This is a genomic window from Pseudomonas sp. A25(2017), from assembly GCF_002001065.1.
GTDB lineage: Bacteria > Pseudomonadota > Gammaproteobacteria > Pseudomonadales > Pseudomonadaceae > Aquipseudomonas > Aquipseudomonas kilonensis.
This window is the reverse complement of the sequence record NZ_MUOA01000053.1, coordinates 23,372-44,428: the sequence shown is the minus strand read 5'-3', so window position 1 is coordinate 44,428 and position 21,057 is coordinate 23,372. Positions and strand designations below refer to the sequence as shown.

The 21,057-nt window shown below is 61.4% G+C and carries 16 protein-coding genes; 14 read left to right on the top strand and 2 right to left on the bottom strand.

Annotation, left to right across the window (positions count from 1 at the left end):
- The 14 genes from gluQRS to B0E42_RS10610 all read left to right on the top strand — a co-directional run.
- Window positions 1-854, top strand: an 854-nt coding sequence (gluQRS, locus tag B0E42_RS10675; RefSeq protein WP_077506355.1) for a tRNA glutamyl-Q(34) synthetase GluQRS, incomplete at its 5' end; no start/stop codon positions are given.
- Window positions 855-932: 78 nt separating this feature from the next.
- Window positions 933-1,109, top strand: a complete 177-nt coding sequence (locus B0E42_RS30025) for a hypothetical protein (protein WP_003176118.1) — start codon at window positions 933-935, stop codon at window positions 1,107-1,109.
- Window positions 1,093-4,047, top strand: coding sequence for a sensor histidine kinase (locus B0E42_RS10670; RefSeq protein WP_024618745.1), 2,955 nt, complete (start codon window positions 1,093-1,095; stop codon window positions 4,045-4,047). The genes B0E42_RS30025 and B0E42_RS10670 overlap by 17 nt, the downstream gene beginning before the upstream one ends.
- Window positions 4,048-4,069: 22 nt before the next feature.
- On the top strand, window positions 4,070-5,503 hold the full coding sequence (locus B0E42_RS10665) for a sigma-54 dependent transcriptional regulator (protein WP_024618746.1): 1,434 nt from the start codon (window positions 4,070-4,072) through the stop codon (window positions 5,501-5,503).
- Window positions 5,504-6,217: 714 nt separating this feature from the next.
- The gene (locus B0E42_RS10660; protein ID WP_018609287.1) at window positions 6,218-7,615 is read left to right on the top strand and encodes a polynucleotide adenylyltransferase PcnB; all 1,398 of its coding nucleotides are present in this window, start codon (window positions 6,218-6,220) and stop codon (window positions 7,613-7,615) included.
- A 3-nt stretch (window positions 7,616-7,618) separates the two neighbouring features.
- Window positions 7,619-8,104 carry a 2-amino-4-hydroxy-6-hydroxymethyldihydropteridine diphosphokinase gene (gene folK, locus B0E42_RS10655; RefSeq protein WP_053181940.1) on the top strand — a complete coding sequence of 162 codons (486 nt, stop codon included), beginning with the start codon at window positions 7,619-7,621 and terminating at the stop codon, window positions 8,102-8,104.
- A gap of 366 nt (window positions 8,105-8,470) precedes the next feature.
- Window positions 8,471-9,271: a 3-methyl-2-oxobutanoate hydroxymethyltransferase gene (gene panB, locus B0E42_RS10650; protein ID WP_018609283.1), complete on the top strand. Its 801-nt coding sequence runs from the start codon at window positions 8,471-8,473 to the stop codon at window positions 9,269-9,271.
- Entirely contained in the window at window positions 9,268-10,128 is an 861-nt protein-coding gene (gene panC / locus B0E42_RS10645; RefSeq protein WP_077506353.1) for a pantoate--beta-alanine ligase, read from the top strand. The genes panB and panC overlap by 4 nt, the downstream gene beginning before the upstream one ends.
- Window positions 10,129-10,345: 217 nt before the next feature.
- The gene (gene panD / locus B0E42_RS10635) at window positions 10,346-10,726 is read left to right on the top strand and encodes an aspartate 1-decarboxylase (RefSeq protein ID WP_003205654.1); all 381 of its coding nucleotides are present in this window, start codon (window positions 10,346-10,348) and stop codon (window positions 10,724-10,726) included.
- A gap of 322 nt (window positions 10,727-11,048) precedes the next feature.
- A complete protein-coding gene (gene pgi, locus B0E42_RS10630; RefSeq protein ID WP_077506351.1) occupies window positions 11,049-12,713 on the top strand; it encodes a glucose-6-phosphate isomerase in 1,665 nt (554 codons plus the stop codon).
- 235 nt (window positions 12,714-12,948) lie between these two features.
- Window positions 12,949-14,886: an acetate--CoA ligase gene (gene acs / locus B0E42_RS10625; protein ID WP_018609274.1), complete on the top strand. Its 1,938-nt coding sequence runs from the start codon at window positions 12,949-12,951 to the stop codon at window positions 14,884-14,886.
- A 238-nt stretch (window positions 14,887-15,124) separates the two neighbouring features.
- Window positions 15,125-16,141 (top strand): class I SAM-dependent rRNA methyltransferase, encoded by a 1,017-nt coding sequence (locus tag B0E42_RS10620; protein ID WP_046065030.1) that lies wholly within the window; start codon window positions 15,125-15,127, stop codon window positions 16,139-16,141.
- A 121-nt stretch (window positions 16,142-16,262) separates the two neighbouring features.
- Window positions 16,263-19,196: a DUF748 domain-containing protein gene (locus tag B0E42_RS10615; RefSeq protein ID WP_174599575.1), complete on the top strand. Its 2,934-nt coding sequence runs from the start codon at window positions 16,263-16,265 to the stop codon at window positions 19,194-19,196.
- Window position 19,197: 1 nt separating this feature from the next.
- Complete coding sequence (locus tag B0E42_RS10610; protein ID WP_018609270.1) at window positions 19,198-19,488, top strand: DUF2845 domain-containing protein; 291 nt, start codon at window positions 19,198-19,200, stop codon at window positions 19,486-19,488.
- Window positions 19,489-19,824: 336 nt separating this feature from the next.
- Here the strand turns inward: B0E42_RS10610 and B0E42_RS10605 are convergent, their stop codons facing one another.
- The gene (locus B0E42_RS10605; RefSeq protein WP_003205664.1) at window positions 19,825-20,178 is read right to left on the bottom strand and encodes a BON domain-containing protein; all 354 of its coding nucleotides are present in this window, start codon (window positions 20,176-20,178) and stop codon (window positions 19,825-19,827) included.
- A 267-nt stretch (window positions 20,179-20,445) separates the two neighbouring features.
- Complete coding sequence (locus tag B0E42_RS10600; RefSeq protein ID WP_053181950.1) at window positions 20,446-20,853, bottom strand: pilin; 408 nt, start codon at window positions 20,851-20,853, stop codon at window positions 20,446-20,448.
- Window positions 20,854-21,057: the final 204 nt, after the last annotated feature.

Genomic DNA, 21,057 nt, shown 5'->3' with positions numbered 1-21,057 from the left:
CCACCCCCAGCGGCCATTTGCATTTCGGTTCGCTGGTCGCCGCCCTGGCGTCGTACCTGGATGCCCGCGCCGTGGGCGGGCGTTGGTTGCTGCGCATGGAAGACCTTGACCCTCCGCGGGAAGAACCGGGCGCGCAAACGGCGATTCTCAAGGCACTGGAAAGCTACGGGTTCGAATGGGACGGCGAGATGATTCGCCAGAGCGAGCGCCATGACGCCTACGATCAGGTGATCAGCCGGCTGTTCAGCCAGGGCCTGGCCTACGCCTGCACCTGTTCGCGCAAACAACTGGAAGCGTACCAGGGCATTTATCCGGGGCTGTGCCGCAACGCCGGGCACAGCACCGAGGACGCCGCCATCCGCCTGCGCGTCCCCGAGCTTGAGTACCACTTCACCGACCGGGTCCAGGGCGAGTTCCGACAGCACCTGGGCCGCGAGGTCGGCGACTTCGTGATCCGCCGCCGCGACGGGCTCTACGCCTATCAACTGGCCGTGGTCCTGGACGACGCCTGGCAAGGGGTGACCGATATCGTGCGCGGCGCCGACCTGCTGGACTCCACGCCACGCCAGCTCTACCTGCAAGAACTGCTTGGGTTGCCGCAACCGCGTTACCTGCACGTGCCGCTGATCACCCAGCCCGACGGGCACAAGCTCGGTAAATCCTACCGCTCACCGCCCCTGGCAGGCGATCAGGCCACGCCATTGTTGTTACGGGCGTTGCGCGCGCTGGGCCAGCAACCGGGCCTCGAACGGGTCGATGCCAGCCCACGGGAACTGCTGGCCTGGGGCATTCGCCACTGGGACGCGGGCAAGATCCCGCGCACACTGAGCCTGCCCGAAGCGCAAATACGTTGACGGCCCTTGCAGCTTGGCGCCCATCCGTTACCATCGCCGCACGTTTTTTGGGCACGCGCATAAATTAGAGAGGCCGGGATGTATATCTATCGCTTGGTCCTGCTCCTGGTAGTGGGGATTTATCTGTTCTCCCCGGCCATCATGGATTGGTGGATCGATGCCACGGGTGCCTGGTATCGGCCGTATCTGCTCTGGCTGATCCTGATTGTCGTGACCTTCATCCTGCAGAGCCAAAAAGATGCCGATGAGCTTTAGCCTGACCCAGATGATCCTGATCAGCGCCGCCTACCTGGCCGTGCTGTTCGGCGTAGCCTGGATCAGCGAACGAGGCATGATCCCCCGGGCGATCATCCGCCACCCGCTGACCTACACCCTGTCGCTGGGTGTCTATGCCAGCGCATGGGCGTTCTATGGCACCGTCGGGCTGGCCTACCAGTACGGCTATGGCTTCCTCTCCAGTTACCTGGGGGTGTCAGGGGCGTTCCTGCTGGCGCCGGTGTTGCTCTACCCGATCCTGAAAATCACCCGCACCTACCAACTGTCGTCGCTGGCCGACCTGTTCGCCTTTCGTTTTCGCAGCACCTGGGCCGGCGCACTGACCACGATTTTCATGCTGGTCGGGGTGCTGCCGCTGCTGGCCCTGCAGATCCAGGCCGTGGCCGACTCCATCAGCATCCTGACCCGCGAGCCGGTGCAGCACCGGGTGGCGTTGAGCTTCTGTGTGCTGATCATCCTGTTCACGATTTTCTTCGGCTCCCGGCACATTGCCACGCGGGAAAAGCACGAAGGCCTGGTGTTCGCCATCGCTTTTGAATCGGTGATCAAGCTGATCGCCATCGGCGGCGTCGGCCTCTATGCCTTGTATGGCGTGTTCGATGGCCCGCAGCAGCTTGAGCTTTGGCTGCTGCAGAACCAGACCGCCCTCGCCGCCCTGCACACGCCTTTGCAGGAAGGCCCATGGCGCACGCTGTTGCTGGTGTTCTTCGCGTCGGCCATCGTGATGCCGCACATGTACCACATGACCTTTACCGAAAACCTCAACCCGCGCTCGCTGGTGAGCGCCAGTTGGGGCCTGCCGCTGTTCCTGCTGCTGATGAGCCTGGCGGTACCGTTGATCCTCTGGGCCGGCCTGAAGCTGGGCGCCAGTACCAATCCGGAATACTTCACCCTGGGCATCGGCATCGCCGCCAACAGCAAGGCCCTGGCGTTGCTGGCGTATGTCGGCGGCCTGTCGGCGGCCAGCGGCTTGATCATCGTCACCACGCTGGCATTGTCGGGCATGGCCCTCAACCACCTGGTGCTGCCGCTTTACCAGCCACCGGCCGAAGGCAATATCTACCGCTGGCTGAAATGGACACGGCGGGCGCTGATCGTCGCGATCATCATGGCCGGCTACGGTTTCTACCTGATGCTGGGTGAGGGACAGGACCTGGCCAACCTGGGCATCGTCGCCTTTGTCGCCACCCTGCAGTTCCTGCCCGGCGTGTTGTCGGTGCTGTATTGGCCGACCGCCAATCGCCGCGGCTTCATCGCCGGTCTGCTGGCAGGGATCCTGGTATGGCTGGTCGCGATGCTGTTGCCGCTGATGGGCAACCTGCAGGGCTTCTATATTCCGCTGCTGAACATGATCTACGTGCTCGACGACACCAGTTGGCACATGGCGGCCATCGCCTCCCTGGCCGCGAACGTGCTGATGTTCACCCTGATCTCGCTGTTCACCAACGCCAGCAGCGAAGAGGCCAGCGCCGCCGAAGCCTGTGCCGTGGACAACGTCCGCCGCCCGCAGCGCCGCGAACTGCACGCCGCCTCGCCCCAGGAGTTCGCCACGCAACTGGCCAAGCCCCTGGGCGCCAAGGCCGCGCAAAAGGAAGTCGAACAGGCCCTGCGTGACCTTTACCTGCCTTTCGATGAGCGCCGTCCGTATGCCTTGCGACGCCTGCGGGACCGGATCGAGGCCAACCTGTCCGGCCTGATGGGCCCCAGCGTGGCCCAGGACATGGTCGAAACCTTTCTGCCCTACAAGGCCGGCGGCGAGAACTATGTCACCGAGGACATTCACTTCATCGAAAGCCGCCTCGAGGATTACCACTCGCGCCTCACCGGCCTTGCCGCCGAACTGGACGCCTTGCGCCGTTACCACCGCCAGACCTTGCAGGAACTGCCGATGGGCGTGTGCTCCCTGGCCAAGGATCAGGAAATCCTGATGTGGAACAAGGCCATGGAAGAACTCACCGGGATCGCGGCCCAGCGCGTGGTCGGTTCCCGCCTGAGCACCCTGGGCGAGCCGTGGAAAGGCTTGCTGCAAGGCTTCATCGATCTGCCGGACGAGCACTTGCACAAACAGCACCTGGCCCTCGACGGCCAGACCCGTTGGCTGAACCTGCACAAGGCAGCGATCGACGAGCCGTTGGCACCGGGTAACAGCGGCCTGGTGCTGCTGGTCGAAGACCTGACCGATACCCAGATGCTCGAAGACAAGCTGGTCCACTCCGAACGACTGGCAAGCATCGGCCGGTTGGCCGCCGGGGTGGCCCATGAAATCGGCAACCCGATTACCGGCATTGCCTGCCTGGCGCAGAACCTGCGCGAAGAGCGTGAGGATGACGGCGAGCTGACGGAAATCAGCGGCCAGATCCTCGAACAGACCAAGCGCGTGTCACGCATCGTCCAGTCGCTGATGAGCTTCGCCCATGCCGGCGGCCACCAGCACAACGATGAGCCCGTCTGTCTGGCCGAAGTGGCCCAGGATGCCATTGGTCTGCTGGCGCTCAACCGGCGCAATTTCGAGGTGCAATTCTTCAACCTGTGCGATCCGGATCACTGGGTCGATGGCGACCCCCAGCGGCTCGCCCAGGTGTTGATCAACCTGCTATCCAACGCGCGGGACGCCTCACCGGCCGGCAGCGCGGTGCGGGTCAAGAGTGAAGCCTTCGAACACACGGTCGACCTGATCGTCGAAGACGAAGGCAGCGGTATCCCACAGAACATCATGGACCGATTGTTCGAACCTTTCTTCACCACCAAGGATCCTGGCGAAGGCACCGGTCTGGGCCTCGCACTGGTCTATTCCATCGTTGAAGAGCATTATGGACAAATCACCATCGACAGCCCGGCCGATGTACAAAGCCAACGCGGCACCCGTATCCGGGTGACCTTGCCGCGTCATGTCGAAGCGACGTCCGCTGTGAACTGAGACCGTCGAGAGAATCGAATCAATGCCGCACATTTTGATCGTCGAAGACGAAACAATTATCCGCTCCGCCTTGCGCCGCCTGCTGGAACGCAACCAGTACCAGGTCAGCGAAGCCGGTTCAGTGCAGGAAGCACAAGAACGTTTCAGCATTCCCACGTTTGACCTGATCGTCAGCGACCTGCGCCTGCCTGGCGCCCCGGGCACCGAGCTGATCAAGCTCGGCCAGGGCACCCCCGTGCTGATCATGACCAGTTACGCCAGCCTGCGCTCGGCGGTCGACTCCATGAAAATGGGCGCGGTGGACTACATCGCCAAACCGTTCGACCACGACGAGATGCTCCAGGCCGTGGCCCGCATCCTGCGCGACCGACAGGCGGCGACCAGCAACCCGGTGGAGCCCGCTGGCAAGGCCAGCGCCTCGGCGAAAGCCGGCGCCAGCAACAATAATGGCGAAATTGGCATCATCGGTTCCTGCCCGCCCATGCAGGACCTGTACAGCAAGATCCGCAAAGTGGCGCCAACCGACTCCAATGTCCTGATCCAGGGCGAGTCCGGTACCGGCAAGGAGCTGGTAGCCCGTGCCCTGCACAACCTGTCACGCCGGGCCAAGGCGCCGATGATCTCGGTGAACTGCGCGGCGATTCCGGAAAGCCTGATCGAGTCCGAACTGTTCGGTCACGAGAAAGGTGCGTTCACCGGCGCCAGCGCCGGGCGGGCCGGGCTGGTGGAAGCCGCGGACGGCGGCACGTTGTTCCTCGATGAAATCGGCGAGCTGCCGTTGGAAGCCCAGGCGCGGTTGCTGCGGGTGCTTCAGGAAGGCGAAATCCGCCGGGTCGGCTCGGTGCAGTCACAGAAGGTCGATGTCCGCCTGATCGCGGCCACCCACCGCGACCTCAAGAGCCTGGCGAAAATCGGCCAGTTCCGCGAAGACTTGTATTACCGCTTGCACGTGATCGCCTTGAAGCTCCCTGCCCTGCGCGAGCGCGGCGCGGACGTCAATGAAATCGCCCAGGCGTTTTTGGCCCGCCAGAGCGCGCGGGTCAACCGCACCGACCTCAAGTTCGCCCCGGACGCCGAACAGGCCATTCGTCATTACGCTTGGCCGGGTAACGTTCGCGAGCTGGAAAACGCGGTCGAGCGGGCGGTGATCCTGTGCGAGAGCCCGGAAATCTCTGCCGACCTGCTGGGCATCGACATCGAACTGAGTGACCTGGACGACGAAGAGTTCATCGGCCTGGCCCCGCAACAGGGCGGCGCTGCCAACAACACCAGCCACGAACCCACCGAAGACCTGTCCCTGGAAGACTATTTCCAGCACTTCGTCCTGGAGCACCAGGACCACATGACCGAGACCGAACTGGCACGCAAGCTGGGCGTCAGCCGCAAGTGCCTGTGGGAACGTCGCCAGCGCCTGGGGATTCCACGACGCAAGACCGGTGCGACCAGCGAAAGCTGAGGTGTGGGGGTAACACCGCTGAATGTGAAAAAACTGTTACCTCAGCTTTTTCACGTAACAGAAGCCGGGGTTTACGGTAACGAAACCCCGGCTTTTTTTCGCCCCGAAAAAATGGTTATAACCCTAGAACCCCCAGTTTCTCTGGGCCTCGCAAAAGTTGGCACGCACCCTGCTATAGCTTTGGTACAAGAACAATAACAAGCAATGCAAAAGACAATAAAAATAAGACGAATCGACTCACGCACAATAAAAACAAGACGGCGAGAGGCGCAGCTAACTGATTCTTTTGGAGAGGCGTTGTATTTGGGGCTTGCCCCACAACCAGGCCGAGAACAATAAAAACTGTCTCAAGACAGGTGCCTGAACTGGTTGGATCGATAGATCACTGCAACACAGCGATCAAAGCAATCCGTTTGCTCTTGGCTCCCGATTGGGAGGGTCACGAAGGGAAACCTCGTGACGCGGGCACTCAACAAAAACAAGAAGCCCGAAACCAATAATAAAAACAGAGCACGCAACTAATTCTGGGGGAGCTTCGGCTCCCCTTGTGGTTTCTGTCGTTCCGCCTCCCTGCAGCCTACAAGGCTTGTCGCTGAAGCTTGCAGCTCTAAACTGCTCCGTCCTACACCATCCCTCGACTAAATGCTAGAATCTCGGCCCATCATGCGGTCATTCTTCGTTTTTGGCCGAATATTCCTTCAAACAGTGCATCCCATGCTGAAGAAGCTGTTCCAGTCATTCCGTTCTCCCTTGCGTCGTACGCAACACATTCGCAGCACGCCTGAAGTGCTCAACAGCGGCCAGCATTCACTGCAAAAGGCCCAGTTCAGCCGTTATGCGGTGAACATCGTCGAACGCTTGCAGAACGCCGGCTACCAGGCTTACCTGGTCGGCGGCTGCGTGCGCGACATGCTGCTCAACATCACCCCCAAGGATTTCGACGTTGCCACCAGCGCCACGCCGGAACAGATACGGGCCGAATTTCGCAATGCGCGGATCATTGGCCGGCGCTTCAAGCTGGTCCACATCCACTTCGGTCGCGAAATCATCGAAGTGGCGACCTTCCGCGCCAATCACCCGCAAAACGATGAAGAGGAAGACAGCAACCAGTCCTCCCGCAACGAGAGCGGGCGCATCCTGCGCGACAACGTCTACGGCACGCTGGAAGAAGACGCGCAACGCCGCGACTTCACCATCAACGCCCTGTATTACGATCCGGTCAGCGAACGCATCCTCGATTACGCCAACGGCGTACACGATATTCGCAATCGCCTGATCCGCCTGATCGGCGATCCCAAGCAGCGCTACCAGGAAGACCCGGTGCGGATGCTGCGGGCCGTGCGTTTCGCCGCCAAGCTGGACTTCGGCATCGAAAAACACAGCGCCGTGCCCATTCGCGAACTGGCGCCGATGCTGCGGGAAATCCCTTCGGCGCGCCTGTTCGAGGAAGTGCTCAAGTTGTTCCTCTCGGGCAACGCCGCAGACACCTTCGAGATGCTCGTGGACCTGCAGCTGTTCGATCCGCTGTTCCCCGCCAGCGCCGAGGCCCTGGAGCACAACCCGACCTACACCCACACCTTGATCAGCGAAGCCCTGATCAACACCGACCTGCGCATCAAGCAGAACAAGCCGGTGACACCTGCGTTCCTGTTCGCCGCGTTGCTCTGGCCTGCCCTGCCGGCCCGGGTGTTGCGCCTGCAAGAGCGTGGCATGCCGCCGATCCCGGCGATGCAGGAAGCTGCCCACGAGCTGATCGCCGAACAGTGCCAGCGCATCGCCATCCCCAAACGCTTCACGATGCCGATCCGCGAGATCTGGGACATGCAAGAACGCCTGCCACGGCGCAGCGGTAAACGTGCCGACCTGCTGCTGGACAACCCGCGTTTCCGCGCCGGCTACGACTTCCTGCTGCTGCGTGAAAGCGCGGGCGAGCAGACCGATGGCCTGGGTGAATGGTGGACCGATTACCAGGACGCCAACGACAGCGAGCGCCGCGACATGATTCGCGAGCTCAGCGGCAAGGATGACGGCGCCAGCGGCCCGCGCAAGCGCCGTCGCAGCAGCGGTGCCAAGCGCAAGCGTGCCGGTGTACCGAGCGCATCGGGCGAGTAATCGATGGAACGCATCTACATCGGCATGGGCAGCAACCTGGCCGAACCTACCGAACAATTGCGCAGTGCCGTCCAGGCGCTGGCGCAATTGCCCGACACCCAACTGGTGGGGGTCTCGGCGTTTTATCAAAGTGATTCCCTGCTGCCCGGCCAGCCGCGCTACACCAACGCGGTGGCGGCGCTGGACAGCCGCCTGGCACCGCTGGACCTGCTCGATGCGCTGCAAGCCATCGAAACCGGACAGGGTCGTGAACGCCTGGAACGCTGGGGCCCGCGCACCCTGGATCTGGACATCCTGCTGTTCGGCGATCGCCTGATCGACGAGCCTCGCCTCAAGGTCCCCCACTACCACATGCAAGCCCGGGCCTTTGTGCTGTACCCACTGGCCGAGTTGGCACCCGCCGACCTGCGCCTGGCCGATGGGCGCTCACTCAAGGATCTCCTCGCGGCGTGCCCATTCGTTGGTCTGGAACGCTTGCCGCCGCACTGACGCAGTTCCTCTTGTGGGAGCAAAGCTTGCTCGCGATTGCGGTGGGCCAGTGAACATTCATGCCGTCTGATCCACCGCCATCGCGAGCAAGCTTTGCTCCCACAGGATGCGGTACTGGACCGTCATGCCGGGGACACGCCTCTACGCTGAAACGCATCAGTAACCCCGGTAACACCCGGCGGTAACACATCCAATTGACTTCCCGAGTGCTCCTCACGACTATAGGCGTCCCGTTGCCGCCAATACGGCGCTGAAGGGCGCAATCCAGGCCTTACAAGCACCACACATAAGAAGGTGCGCCTGTATCGATAACGAATCATGCGCGTTACTTGCAGTAATTCACGAGCGCCTAATGAGGACTTTTTCATGCCAGCTATTACCCTGACCACGCTGCAAGGTCTCAAGCAAAAAGGTGAAAAAATCACCATGCTGACCTGCTATGACGCAACTTTCGCCCACGCCTGCAATGAGGCCGGTGTCGAAGTGTTGCTGGTGGGCGATTCCCTCGGCATGGTGCTGCAAGGTCACGACAGCACGCTGCCGGTGACCACCGCCGAGATGGCCTACCATGTGGCCGCCGTCAAACGCGGTAACACCGATGCACTGATTCTCGCCGACCTGCCGTTCATGGCCTACGCCACCCTCGAACAAACCATGACCAACAGCGCCATGCTGATGCAGGCCGGAGCCCACATGCTCAAGGTCGAAGGCGCGTTGTGGCTGGCCGATTCGATTCGGCTGCTGGCCGAGCGGGGTATCCCGGTATGCGCGCACATGGGCCTGACCCCACAATCGGTCAATATCTTCGGTGGCTACAAGGTCCAGGGTCGCAATGAGAACCAGGCACGGCAGATGCGCGCCGATGCAATTGCGCTGGAGCAGGCTGGTGCGGCGATGTTGCTGCTCGAATGCGTGCCCAGCGAGCTGGCGGAAGAAATCACCCAGGCGGTGAAGATCCCGGTGATTGGGATCGGCGCCGGCCACGCCACCGATGGCCAGGTGCTGGTGCTGCACGACATGCTCGGCCTGTCGATCACCGGTCGCGTGCCCAAGTTCGTGAAGGACTTCATGGCCGGGCAGACGTCCATCCAGGGCGCCTTGAGTGCCTACGTCGCCGAAGTCAAGGCCGTAACCTTTCCTGGCGCCGAGCACGGGTTTTCTGCATGAACACCGTCAAAACCGTACGCGAACTGCGAGCCGCCGTGGCCCGTGCCCGCGGCGAAGGCAAACGCATCGCCTTCGTGCCGACCATGGGCAACCTGCACAGCGGTCATGTGGCGCTGGTCACCAAGGCCACGCAACGGGCCGACTTCGTGGTGGCGAGCATTTTCGTCAATCCGCTGCAATTCGGCGCTGGCGAAGACCTGGACAAATACCCCCGCACCCTGGCGGCCGACCAGGAGAAACTGCTCCAGGCCGGCTGCCATCTGCTGTTCGCGCCCAGCGTCGAAGAGATCTACCCCGACGGCATGGCCGGGCAGACCCGGGTCAGCGTCCCGCAATTGTCCGAAGGCTTGTGCGGCGCCAGCCGTCCAGGGCATTTCGAGGGTGTGGCGACGGTGGTCAGTAAACTGTTCAACATGGTCCAGCCTGACCTGGCGGTGTTTGGCCAGAAAGACTTCCAGCAACTGGCGGTGATCCGCGCACTGGTCCATGACCTGAACATGCCGATCCAGATCATCGGCGAGCCGACCGTTCGCGCCGAGGACGGCCTGGCACTGTCCTCGCGCAACGGCTTCCTCAGCCCGGATCAACGTGCCGTCGCGCCCGTGGTCTATCGCGTCCTGAGCCAGATCGCCGACGCCATCAAACAGGGCCGACGAGATTTCCCGGCACTGATCGACGAGCAGCTCAAGCAACTCGAAGCCGCCGGCCTGCGTCCCGACTACCTGGAAATCCGTCACGCCAAGACCTTGCGTCCGGCATTGAGCGAGGACCGTGACCTGGTGATTCTGGTGGCGGCCTTCCTGGGCACCACGCGCCTGATCGACAACCTGCACCTAGACCTCGACACCCCCGCCTAAACCCACACCCGTCCCAATCTGGGAATTGGCCTTGTGGGAGCAAAGCTTGCTCGCGATAGCGGCCTGATATTCGGCATACGTGTCGAATTTGACCCCGTCATCGCGAGCAAGCTTTGCTCCCACATACAGACTGCACTTGCAAATCCCTCGCGTATTGCCGCCCCACAAGCCTTCAGGCAGACTGCCCGCCGTTCGGACCCGACCAGAGGAAACATTCATGCATGCCATCATGCTCAAGGCCAAGCTGCACCGCGCCGAAGTCACCCACGCCGTGCTCGATTACGAAGGCTCCTGCGCCATTGATGGTGAATGGCTGGACCTGTCGGGGATCCGCGAATACGAACAGATCCAGATCTACAACGTCGACAACGGCGAACGCTTCACCACCTACGCCATCCGTGGCGAGGAAGGTTCGCGGATGATCTCGGTGAACGGTGCCGCAGCGCACAAGGCCAAGGTCGGTGACCGCGTCATCATCTGCGCCTACGCCCACTACAGCGAAGCCGAACTGGTCAACTTCAAGCCCCGCATGCTGTACATGGCCCCGGGCAATGAACTGAGCCACACCAGCAATGCGATTCCGGTGCAGCTCGCCTGATCGAACCCGAACGATATCTGTGTACAAGCCTGTGGGAGCAAAGCTTGCTCGCGATAGCAGTGTGTCAGGCGACATCCATGCAACGGGTCCATTGCAATCGCGAGCAAGCTTTGCTCCCACAGCGAACCATTCCCGCCCCCTGCTGTATAAAAAAGTACCGGGAATCGGTCAGACAAAGCCAAGACAGATCGCAACACGAGGTTTACTGTAGTCGCCCTGCGTCCGGCGATCGTGTCGATGCAGTGTCCGGACGCCCACCTCGAGCCGCGTCGGAATTTTTAGTGTACAAAAGGCCGTTCAAGTAAAAAGGAAACCCGCAGCGATGGCGTATTACCGAACCCCTCATGACGTGACCGCTCTGCCAGCCTGGCAAGCGCTGAATGACCACCGCAAAGCCATGCAGGATTTCAGCATGCGCGAAGCGTTCAATGCCGATCCGCAGCGTTTCACTCAATTCACCCTGTCGAGCTGTGGCCTGTTTCTCGACTACTCGAAAAACCTGATCAACACCCAGACCCGCGACCTGCTGGTGGGCCTGGCCAACGAAGTCGACCTCAAGGGCGCGATCAAGTCGCTGTTCGAAGGCGAAATCGTCAACGCCTCGGAAAACCGCCCTGCCCTGCACACCGCCCTGCGTCGGCCGGTGGGCGACAAGTTGCTGGTCAACGGCGTCAACGTGATGCCGGACGTGCACAAAGTGCTGAACCAGATCACCGACCTGGTGGGCCGCATTCACGACGGCCTGTGGCGCGGCTACACCGAAAAGCCCATCACCGACGTGGTAAACATCGGCATCGGTGGTTCTTTCCTCGGCCCGGAGCTGGTGTCCGAAGCACTGTTGTCCTACGCGCAAAAAGGCGTTCGCTGCCACTACCTGGCGAACATCGACGGCAGTGAGTTCCATGAACTGACCATGAAGCTGCGCGCCGAGACCACGTTGTTCATCGTCTCGTCGAAATCCTTCAACACCCTCGAAACCCTGAAGAACGCCCAAGCCGCCCGCGCCTGGTACCTGGCCCAGGGTGGCTCCGAAGCGGAGCTGTATCGCCACTTCATCGCGGTATCGAGCAACAACGCCGCCGCCGTGGCCTTCGGCATCCGTGAAGAAAACATCTTCCCGATGTGGGACTGGGTCGGCGGGCGCTACTCGCTGTGGTCGGCCATCGGCCTGCCGATCGCCTTGGCCATCGGCATGTCGAACTTCAAGGAGTTGCTCTCCGGCGCCTATTCCATGGACCAGCATTTCCAGAGCGCCCCGTTCGAGCAGAACATGCCGGTGCTGCTGGCGCTGTTGGGCGTGTGGTACGGCAACTTCTGGGGCGCGCAGAGCCATGCGATCCTGCCGTACGACCACTACCTGCGTAACATCACCAAGCATTTGCAGCAGTTGGACATGGAATCCAACGGCAAGAGCGTGCGCCTGGACGGTACGCCGGTGTCGACCGACACGGGCCCAGTGATCTGGGGCGGCGTTGGCTGCAACGGTCAGCACGCCTACCACCAGTTGCTGCACCAGGGCACCCAGTTGATCCCGGCCGACTTCATCGTGCCGATCGTCAGCTTCAACCCGGTTTCCGATCATCACCAGTGGCTGTACGCCAACTGCCTGTCCCAGAGCCAGGCACTGATGCTCGGCAAGACCCGCGCCGAAGCCGAAGCCGAGCTGCGGGACAAGGGCGCCAGCGAAGAAGAGGTGCAGAAACTGGCCTCCCACAAGGTGATCCCGGGCAACCGTCCGAGCAACACCCTGGTGGTCGAACGCATCAGCCCACGTCGCCTCGGCGCGCTGGTGGCGCTGTATGAACACAAGGTGTTCGTGCAGAGCGTGGTCTGGGGCATCAACGCCTTCGACCAATGGGGCGTGGAACTGGGCAAGGAGTTGGGCAAGGGCGTCTACAACCGCCTGGTGGGCAGTGAAGAAAACCCGGCCGAAGATGCTTCGACCCAGGGCTTGATCAACTACTTCCGCGGGCGTCATCGCGGCTGATCGTCCCCCCGCTCCCACAGCTCACCGCTGATCCCTGTGGGAGCGAGCCTTGTGGGAGCAAAGCTTGCTCGCGATAGCGGTCTGACATCAACCTATCTGTTGAATGTGACGCCGTCATCGCGAGCAAGCTTTGCTCCCACCAAGCTCGCACACAGTTGCTTTGTGCATGACTTGAACCCTCTGGCTACTGGGCGCATCTTTATATCTTGTCGCAAAACAAGAATAAGGAACCGTCATGTTCGATATCAGCCAGTACCCCCAAGCCGATGCCGTCCGCCGGGCTGCGCAACTGAGTCAGGACGAGTACAAGCGGCTCTACAAAGAATCCATCGAACACCCCAGCGCCTTCTGGGCCGAGCAGGCCACGCGCTTTCTCGACTGGATGACGCCCTGGCAAACCGTCCAGCGCTATGACCTCAAGAACGGCGACGCGACCTGGTTCGCCGGTGGCAAGCTGAACGTCAGCGCCAATTGCATCGACCGTCACCTGGAAACGCGCGGCGACCAGACGGCAATCATCTGGGAAAGCGACGACCCCGCCGAATCGGCAGAAATCACCTACAAAAAACTACACAACCATGTGTGCCGCCTGGCCAACGTGCTGAAAAGCCGTGGTGTGAAGAAAGGCGACCGGGTCTGCATCTACATGCCGATGATCCCCGAGGCCGCCTACGCCATGCTCGCCTGTACCCGCATCGGCGCGGTGCATTCGGTGGTGTTCGGTGGTTTCTCACCGGACTCCCTGCGCGACCGGATCCTCGACGCCGATTGCCGCACCGTGATCACCGCTGACGAAGGTGTCCGCGGCGGGCGCTTCGTACCGCTCAAGCGTAACGTCGACAAGGCCCTGGAAAGCTGTCCGAACGTCAGCACCGTGCTGGTGGTCGAGCGCACCCAGGGCGAGGTGGACTGGGTTGAAGGTCGTGACCTCTGGTACCACCAGGCCATGCATGACATCAGCGACGATTGCCCACCCGAACCGATGGACGCCGAAGACCCGCTGTTCATCCTCTACACCTCCGGCAGCACTGGCAAACCCAAGGGTGTGCTGCACACCACGGGCGGCTATCTGCTGCAAGCGGCGATGACGTTCAAGTACGTGCTCGACTACCGCGACAACGAAGTGTTCTGGTGCACCGCCGATGTCGGCTGGGTCACCGGCCATAGCTACATCGTCTATGGCCCGCTGGCCAATGGCGCCACCACGCTGATCTTCGAGGGCGTGCCGAGCCACCCGAGCAGTTCGCGTTTCTGGCAGGTGATCGACAAGCATCAGGTCAACATCTTCTACACCGCGCCGACCGCCCTGCGCGCGTTGATGCGCGAAGGGCCCGGACCGTTGCAGGAAACATCGCGCAAAAGCCTGCGATTGCTCGGCACCGTCGGTGAGCCGATCAACCCGGAAGCGTGGGAATGGTATTTCAACGTGGTCGGCGAACAGCGCTGCCCAATTGTCGATACCTGGTGGCAGACCGAGACTGGCGGCATCATGCTCAGCCCGTTGGTGAGTGCCCCACGGCTCAAGCCAGGCTGCGCCACCCGGCCGATGTTCGGCGTGCAACCGGTCTTGCTGGATGAAGTGGGCAAGGAAATCAATGGCCCCGGCAGCGGCGTACTGGCGATCAAATCCAGTTGGCCCGGGCAGATTCGCAGCGTCTACGGCGATCATCAACGCATGGTCGACACGTACTTCAAGCCCTACCCCGGTTATTACTTCACTGGTGATGGGGCGCGCCGCGACGAAGACGGCGATTACTGGATCACCGGGCGCATCGACGATGTGATCAACGTCTCCGGGCATCGCATCGGCACCGCCGAGGTGGAAAGCGCCCTGGTACTGCACGACAACATTGCCGAAGCCGCCGTCGTCGGTTACCCCCACGACCTCAAGGGCCAGGGCATCTATGCCTTTGTCACGCCGATGAACGGGGTCGAGGCCAATGACGAGTTGAAGAAGGAACTGCTGGCCCACGTCAGCAAGGAAATCGGCAGCTTCGCCAAACCGGAACTGATCCAGTGGGCACCGGCGCTACCCAAGACCCGTTCGGGCAAGATCATGCGGCGCATCCTGCGCAAGATCGCCTGCAACGAACTCGACAGCCTCGGCGACACCTCGACCCTGGCCGATCCCAGTGTGGTGGAGGGGTTGATCGACAAGCGCCTCAATCGCTAAGCCAAACAACTCGGTTCCCCTGAGGCATCGAGTCCTTGCGCCGCAGGACTGTGGGAGCAAAGCTTGCTCGCGAAACAGGCACCTCGATTTCTGAAAGACCGCATCGCCTGCATCGCGGGCAAGCCTTGCTCCCACAAAGCACCTGGCCATTAGGGGGACTAGCTCACATCTGTATGCAATACCCGTGTTTACAGAACTGCTAAACTCCCGCGCCTCATTTCTCTAAGGCGCGCCCGGCATGTCTTCCTTGAATCAGGCGCTGCGCGCCGCCCTCGACCAGCGCCAGGAGCTGCTCGGCCAACTGCACCAGCAAGGCACCGACTGCTATCGCCTGTTCCATGGCAGCCAGGAAGGCGCCCCCGGCCTGACCATCGACCGCTACGGCCCGCAACTGCTGGTGCAGAGCTTCCACCAGTCGCTGGAGCGCGACGACCTGCTGCAACTGCACGGCATCGTCAACGAACGGCTGGGCCTGGACACTCTCTTGGTCTACAACGATCGCGCCCGGGGCAATTCGCGTGTCGACCGCCAGGACACCGTCTATCAGGCGGACGAGGCCGCCCTGCAAGACCTGGTCGGGCATGAATGGGGCTTGAATTATCGCGTCCGCGGTCGCCATGCCGGGCAGGATCCACTGCTGTTTCTCGACCTGCGCAACGCCCGGGGCTGGGTCAAGGCACACAGCCGCGACAAAAGCGTGCTGAACCTGTTCGCCTACACCTGCGGCGTCGGCCTGAGCGCCGCGGCCGGTGGTGCGCGGGAGGTGTGCAACCTGGACTTCGCCGAAGGCAACCTGGCGGTGGGCCGCGAAAACGGTCTGCTCAACCCCGATTTGCCGCCGATGGAATTCGTGCAGTCGGATTACTTTCCGGCGATTCGCCAACTGGCCGGCCTGCCCATCAGCCAGCGGCGCGGGCAGAAACTGCCCAGCTACGTGCGCCTGGAGCAACGCCAGTACGACCTGGTGCTGCTCGATCCACCGGCCTGGGCGAAAAGTGCGTTCGGCACCGTCGACCTGTTGCGCGATTACCAAAGCCTGCTGAAACCGGCGCTGCTCACCACCGCCGACAATGGCGTGCTGATCTGCTGCAACAACCTGGCAAAAGTGCCCATGGACGACTGGCGCGAACAAGTGCTGCGTTGCGCGGAAAAGGCCGGCCGCCCGGTGCGCGAGTGGAGCGTGCTGACGCCCGGCAGCGATTTCCCCTCCCGGGACCAGCAGCCACCACTCAAGACGCTGATCCTCCAGCTCTAGGCCCGCGTCGGAATTCTCACCGAGAAAACCAGACAAATCTCATAAATCACAGTGGCTTCGGAACCGTAAACGCATGCCATACTCCAAGGCATTCCGAATTCACACCAAGATGAAGCCGCACATGCCCAAAGGATTGATTCGCGCCATCGGCGCTCTGTTGACCGCACTGGCCCTCTACAGTCTGTTGGGCTTTCTGATTTTGCCGGGCATCGCCTTGCGCATCGCCAACCAGCAATTAGCCGCCCTTGCGACGGTCCCGGCCCAGATCCAGCGCATCGAACTCAATCCCTTCAGCCTTGAAGTCACCCTCTGGGGCCTGAATATCGGCGAACCGGGCAAGGAACAGGTCGGCTTCGAACGGCTGTACGCCAATTTGCAACTCGACAGCTTGTGGTCCGGCGCCCTGCACCTGGTCGACATCGAGCTGGACAAGCCCAAGACCGAAGTGGTGTTCGCCAAGGACGGTCAGTTGAACCTGCTGGGCCTGTTCAAGCTGCCGGCCAGCGAACCGACGCCCGCCACCCCCGAGGCCAAGCCGTTCCCCCTGCGGGTCGATCGAATCAAGTTGGCCGGCGGTTATGTGCATTTCCAGGACCTGCGCCCCAGCGAGCCCATTGAGTTTCTCTACGACACCCTCGATTTCGAGCTGAAGAACCTCAGCACCCTGCCCGACGACAATGCCGACATGACGCTGGTGGCGGTAGGTCCCAACGGCGGACAGATCGACTGGACCGGTAATTTCAGCCTCACCCCGATTGCCTCCCAAGGCACGCTCAAAGTCACCGACGGCCAGATGAAAGCCTTTTGGCCCTACGTGCGCGACGCCGTACCGCTGGTGTTGGAAAACGGTGTCCTGAACCTCAGCACCGACTACAAACTCAACCTGGCCAAAGGCACCGAGCTGCTGCTCAACAACGTCGCGGTCAGTGTCGCGCCCTTCGCCATCAAGGCCCCCGATGGCCGTCCACTGGTGAAGCTCGAACGCCTGGACGTGAGTGAAACCTCGGTGGACCTGGCCAAGCAGCAAGTTATCGTGGGCAAGATCCGCAGCCAGAAGCTGGAAACCTGGGCCGCTCGCGAGGCGGACGGGCAACTGGACTGGCAGAAACTCTTCGCCAGCCAGCCGGCCAAACCGCCGGTCAAGGCTGAGCCGGCATCTGCCCCGGCGGCGGCCGACTCGCCAAAAGCTGAACCGGCACCGCCCAGCAAACCATGGCAGGTGATGTTGAAGGACGTGCAGCTACGCGACTATAAGGTGCACTTGGCTGACCGTCAGGCCCAGCCCGCCGTGGCACTGGAGGTCGGCCCGCTGAACCTCGACCTGCAGAACTACGACACCCTCAACGGCTCACCCTTTACCCTCAAGCTGGACACCGGGATAGGCAAGCAGGGCAAGATCCTCGCCGACGGCGAGGTCAACCTGAACCCGATCACCGCCAAGCTCAAGGTCAAGACCCAGGACGTCGACCTGCGCGTCGCCCAGTCGTACATCAACCCGTTCATTCGCCTGGAGCTGCGCTCCGGGATGCTCGGCAGCGACCTGGCAGTCGACCTCAAAAGCACCGAGCCACTGGCATTTGCCGTCACCGGCCGCGCCCAGGTCGATCAGTTGCACACCCTCGACACGCTCAAGACCCGTGACTTCCTCAAGTGGCAGCGCTTGGTCCTCGAAGGCCTGAACTATCAGCACGGTGACAGCCTGTCCATCGACAAGGTCAACCTGTTCCAGCCTTACGCGCGCTTCATGATCAACGACGACCGCACCACCAACGTCGATGACCTGCTGATTCCGCAACCGGCCGACAGCGGCACCAAGAAAACTGCGGCAAAACCGGCGTCCCAGGAAAAACCGCTGGGTATCCACATCGGCGGCATCACCATCAATGACGGTTCGGCCAACTTCGCCGACTTCAGCCTGACGCCCAATTTCGCCACCGCCGTCCAGCAGCTCAACGGCCAGATCGGCACCATCGACAGCCGCCAGGCCAAACCGGCCAGCGTCGACATCAAGGGCAAGGTCGACCGTTACGCGCCTGTCACCATCAAGGGGGCGGTCAACCCCTTCGATCCGATGGCCAGCCTCGACATCGCCACCAGTTTCAAACGGGTCGAGCTGACCACCCTGACCCCCTACTCCGGCAAGTTCGCCGGCTATCGCATCCGCAAGGGTCGGCTCAATCTCGACCTGCATTACCGGATCACCCAGGGCAAGCTCCAGGCGGAGAACAAAGTGGTGGTCGAGCAACTGCAACTGGGTGAGAAAGTCGACAGCCCGGACGCCGTGAGCCTGCCACTCAAATTGGCCGTCGCATTGCTGAAGGATTCCGAGGGCAGGATTTCCATCGAACTACCGGTTTCCGGCGATCTCAACGACCCGCAATTCAGTGTCATGCCAATCGTCTGGCAGACCCTGCGCAACCTGGTGGTCCGCGCGGCCCAGGCGCCGTTCAAGCTTATCGGTGGGCTGGTGGCCGGTGGCGGCTCGGAAGATCTGGGCAGCGTCGCGTTTGCGCCGGGCTCCAGCGACCTGAGCAAGGACAACGAAGGCACACTGCTCAAACTGTCCGAAGCCCTTGGCAAACGTCCGGAGCTGCGCCTGGAGATCGAAGGCACCGCCGCCGAAAGCAGCGACGGTCCGTTGCTCGCCGCCCAGCGCCTGGAGCGCGAGTACCAGTACAACTACTACAAGATGCTGCAGCGTCGGGGCGACAAAGTCCCGGCCCAGGCCTCGCTGATACAGGTGCCCGAGGACGAAAAGGCGCCGCTGCTCGAAGGCATCTACCGCACCCGCCTCAAGACCCAACCGCCGGCCGAATGGACGCAACTGGACAAAAAGGCGCGCATCGAGAAACTGCGTGAAGGCGTGATCAAGTTCTGGAGCGGCAGCGACGTGCTGTTGCGTCAACTGGGCCAGGAACGGGCCAGCAGCATCAAGGACTTCCTGGTAGACAAAGGCCAGTTGGCCGACGACCGCGTGTATTTCATCGACGCCAGCCTCGGCCAGGCCGAGAGCGATGGCCGGGTGATTACCCCGATGCATCTGGATGCCGAATAAGATGAAACCCTGGTTCGGGCTCTGTCTATTGCTAGCCGCCGGCCAGGCCGCGGCTGCCGACACGCTGCGCTGCGGCAGCCAGTTGATCAGCGTCGGCGACCGCTCGAGCGAAGTGCTGCAAAAGTGCGGTCAGCCAGCGGCGCGGGATGACCTGGGCTACAAGCGCAGTGTCAATCGCCGGGAGGAATACCCGGTGGAAGAATGGACCTACGGCCCCAACAGCGGCATGTATCAGTACCTGCGTTTCGAGGGGAATCGGCTGGTGCAGATCACCAGCAAGCGGGGGCGGTGACCGGGCCACTACACAACTAGCTGGTATGTGTGTTGATTGTGCCGCCGCCTTCGCGAGCAAGCCCGCTCCCACAGTGGAACGTGCCTCTTCAGGCCGAACGCATTTAAATGTGGGAGCGAGCCTGCTCGCGAAAAGCGCAACTCGGTTTCCCAGACATCCCCACAAACTTCACCGCACCTTTCCCTCCCCAGAATAGAACAGGCCCCCGACACGAATGCCGGGGGCCTGTAATGGCCACGTCCGTGTGGCCTTTCGCATGAACTCCAAAGCGACGGCAAACGTATATCCTGGCCCGCTTGCCGCGCCTTCTCCCAGTCCAGGCGAGAAGTCTTGGCCTTACTCGGCTTTCAGGCCGTCAGCCGATACGGCCTTGACGCCTTTGATTTTCTTGGCGATTGCCACAGCGGTGTCTTTTTGTGCATCAGTGACTTTGGTCATCGAAGACAGGGACACAACACCTTTGTTGGTTTCGACTTTGATATCTGTGCCTGGAATGCCTTTTTCAGTGACCAGATCAGCTTTGACCTTGGTGGTGATCCAGGTATCGGAAACGTCTTCCTTGGCCTCTGTCACTTCGCCTGCAGCCAGCATCATTGGCGCCTGAGTTGCTTGAGTGGTCTCGGCGAATGCGCTAGCCATGGTCAGGGTCAGAGCGGTAGCAGCGGCGGCAGTGATAGCGAACTTCTTCATACGAGTAACTCCTGTTTTTCTCAAAAACTGCCGGAGGTGCATCCCGGCAGGGTTATCAGGAGTAGTGCGAAGGTTGTGCCAGTTTTAAGAAACTAATTAATACTTTATAAATCAATCAGTTAAGCGAAACGGTGAAATTCAGAATCATGCAAATTGCATGAGCCTCCCATTTTCAACATGCAACATGCCGATCCTGCCTTGCCGCTAAGCCGATAAATCAAGAACGGTTTGCACGGCGAGGGAGCGGCCCCCCTCGCCGCGCGAGTATCAGGTCCCAGGGCAAGCGGTCGGCAGGTATTCCTTGGCTGCGGTGGATGCGCATGTCCAGGCGCCGTTGACATCACGGCTGAGGGTGATCGTCTTACCTGCTACGGAGGCAGGGGCGTTCAGGAGGGTACAAACGATGGTGCCTGCCGTCGTAGCCGTACCTGTTACCGAAACTGTGCAGTTGCTGGTTGTGGTCGGGGCGTTCATGAGGGCCAACGTTGGAGTAACGCCCTGATTCATCTGATCCTCGTACGCCACCTTCAGCGCCGAGATTTCCCCCAGCCCGGCGGTAGCCTTCGCCCGCGCTTGGTACCTGGAATATTGCGGCAACGCAAACGTCGCCAGGATGCCGATGATCGCCACGACGATCAGCAGTTCGATCAGCGTAAAACCCTTCTGCTTACTCATAGATATCTCCGTAGCATGAGTCGAAATCTCATGACCTGAAATGGCCTTTGCAGGGCACATGCCAACCCTCAAGCCTCATCAATAAAGGGGGTTGAACCCGCACAACGGCAACGTCCTACCTCAACAACCGCACTATCTGACGTTTTTTGTCACCCTGCCCCGCTGGTTTGGCGCCAAGCCTTGACTAGGCTATAAGTCATGAAT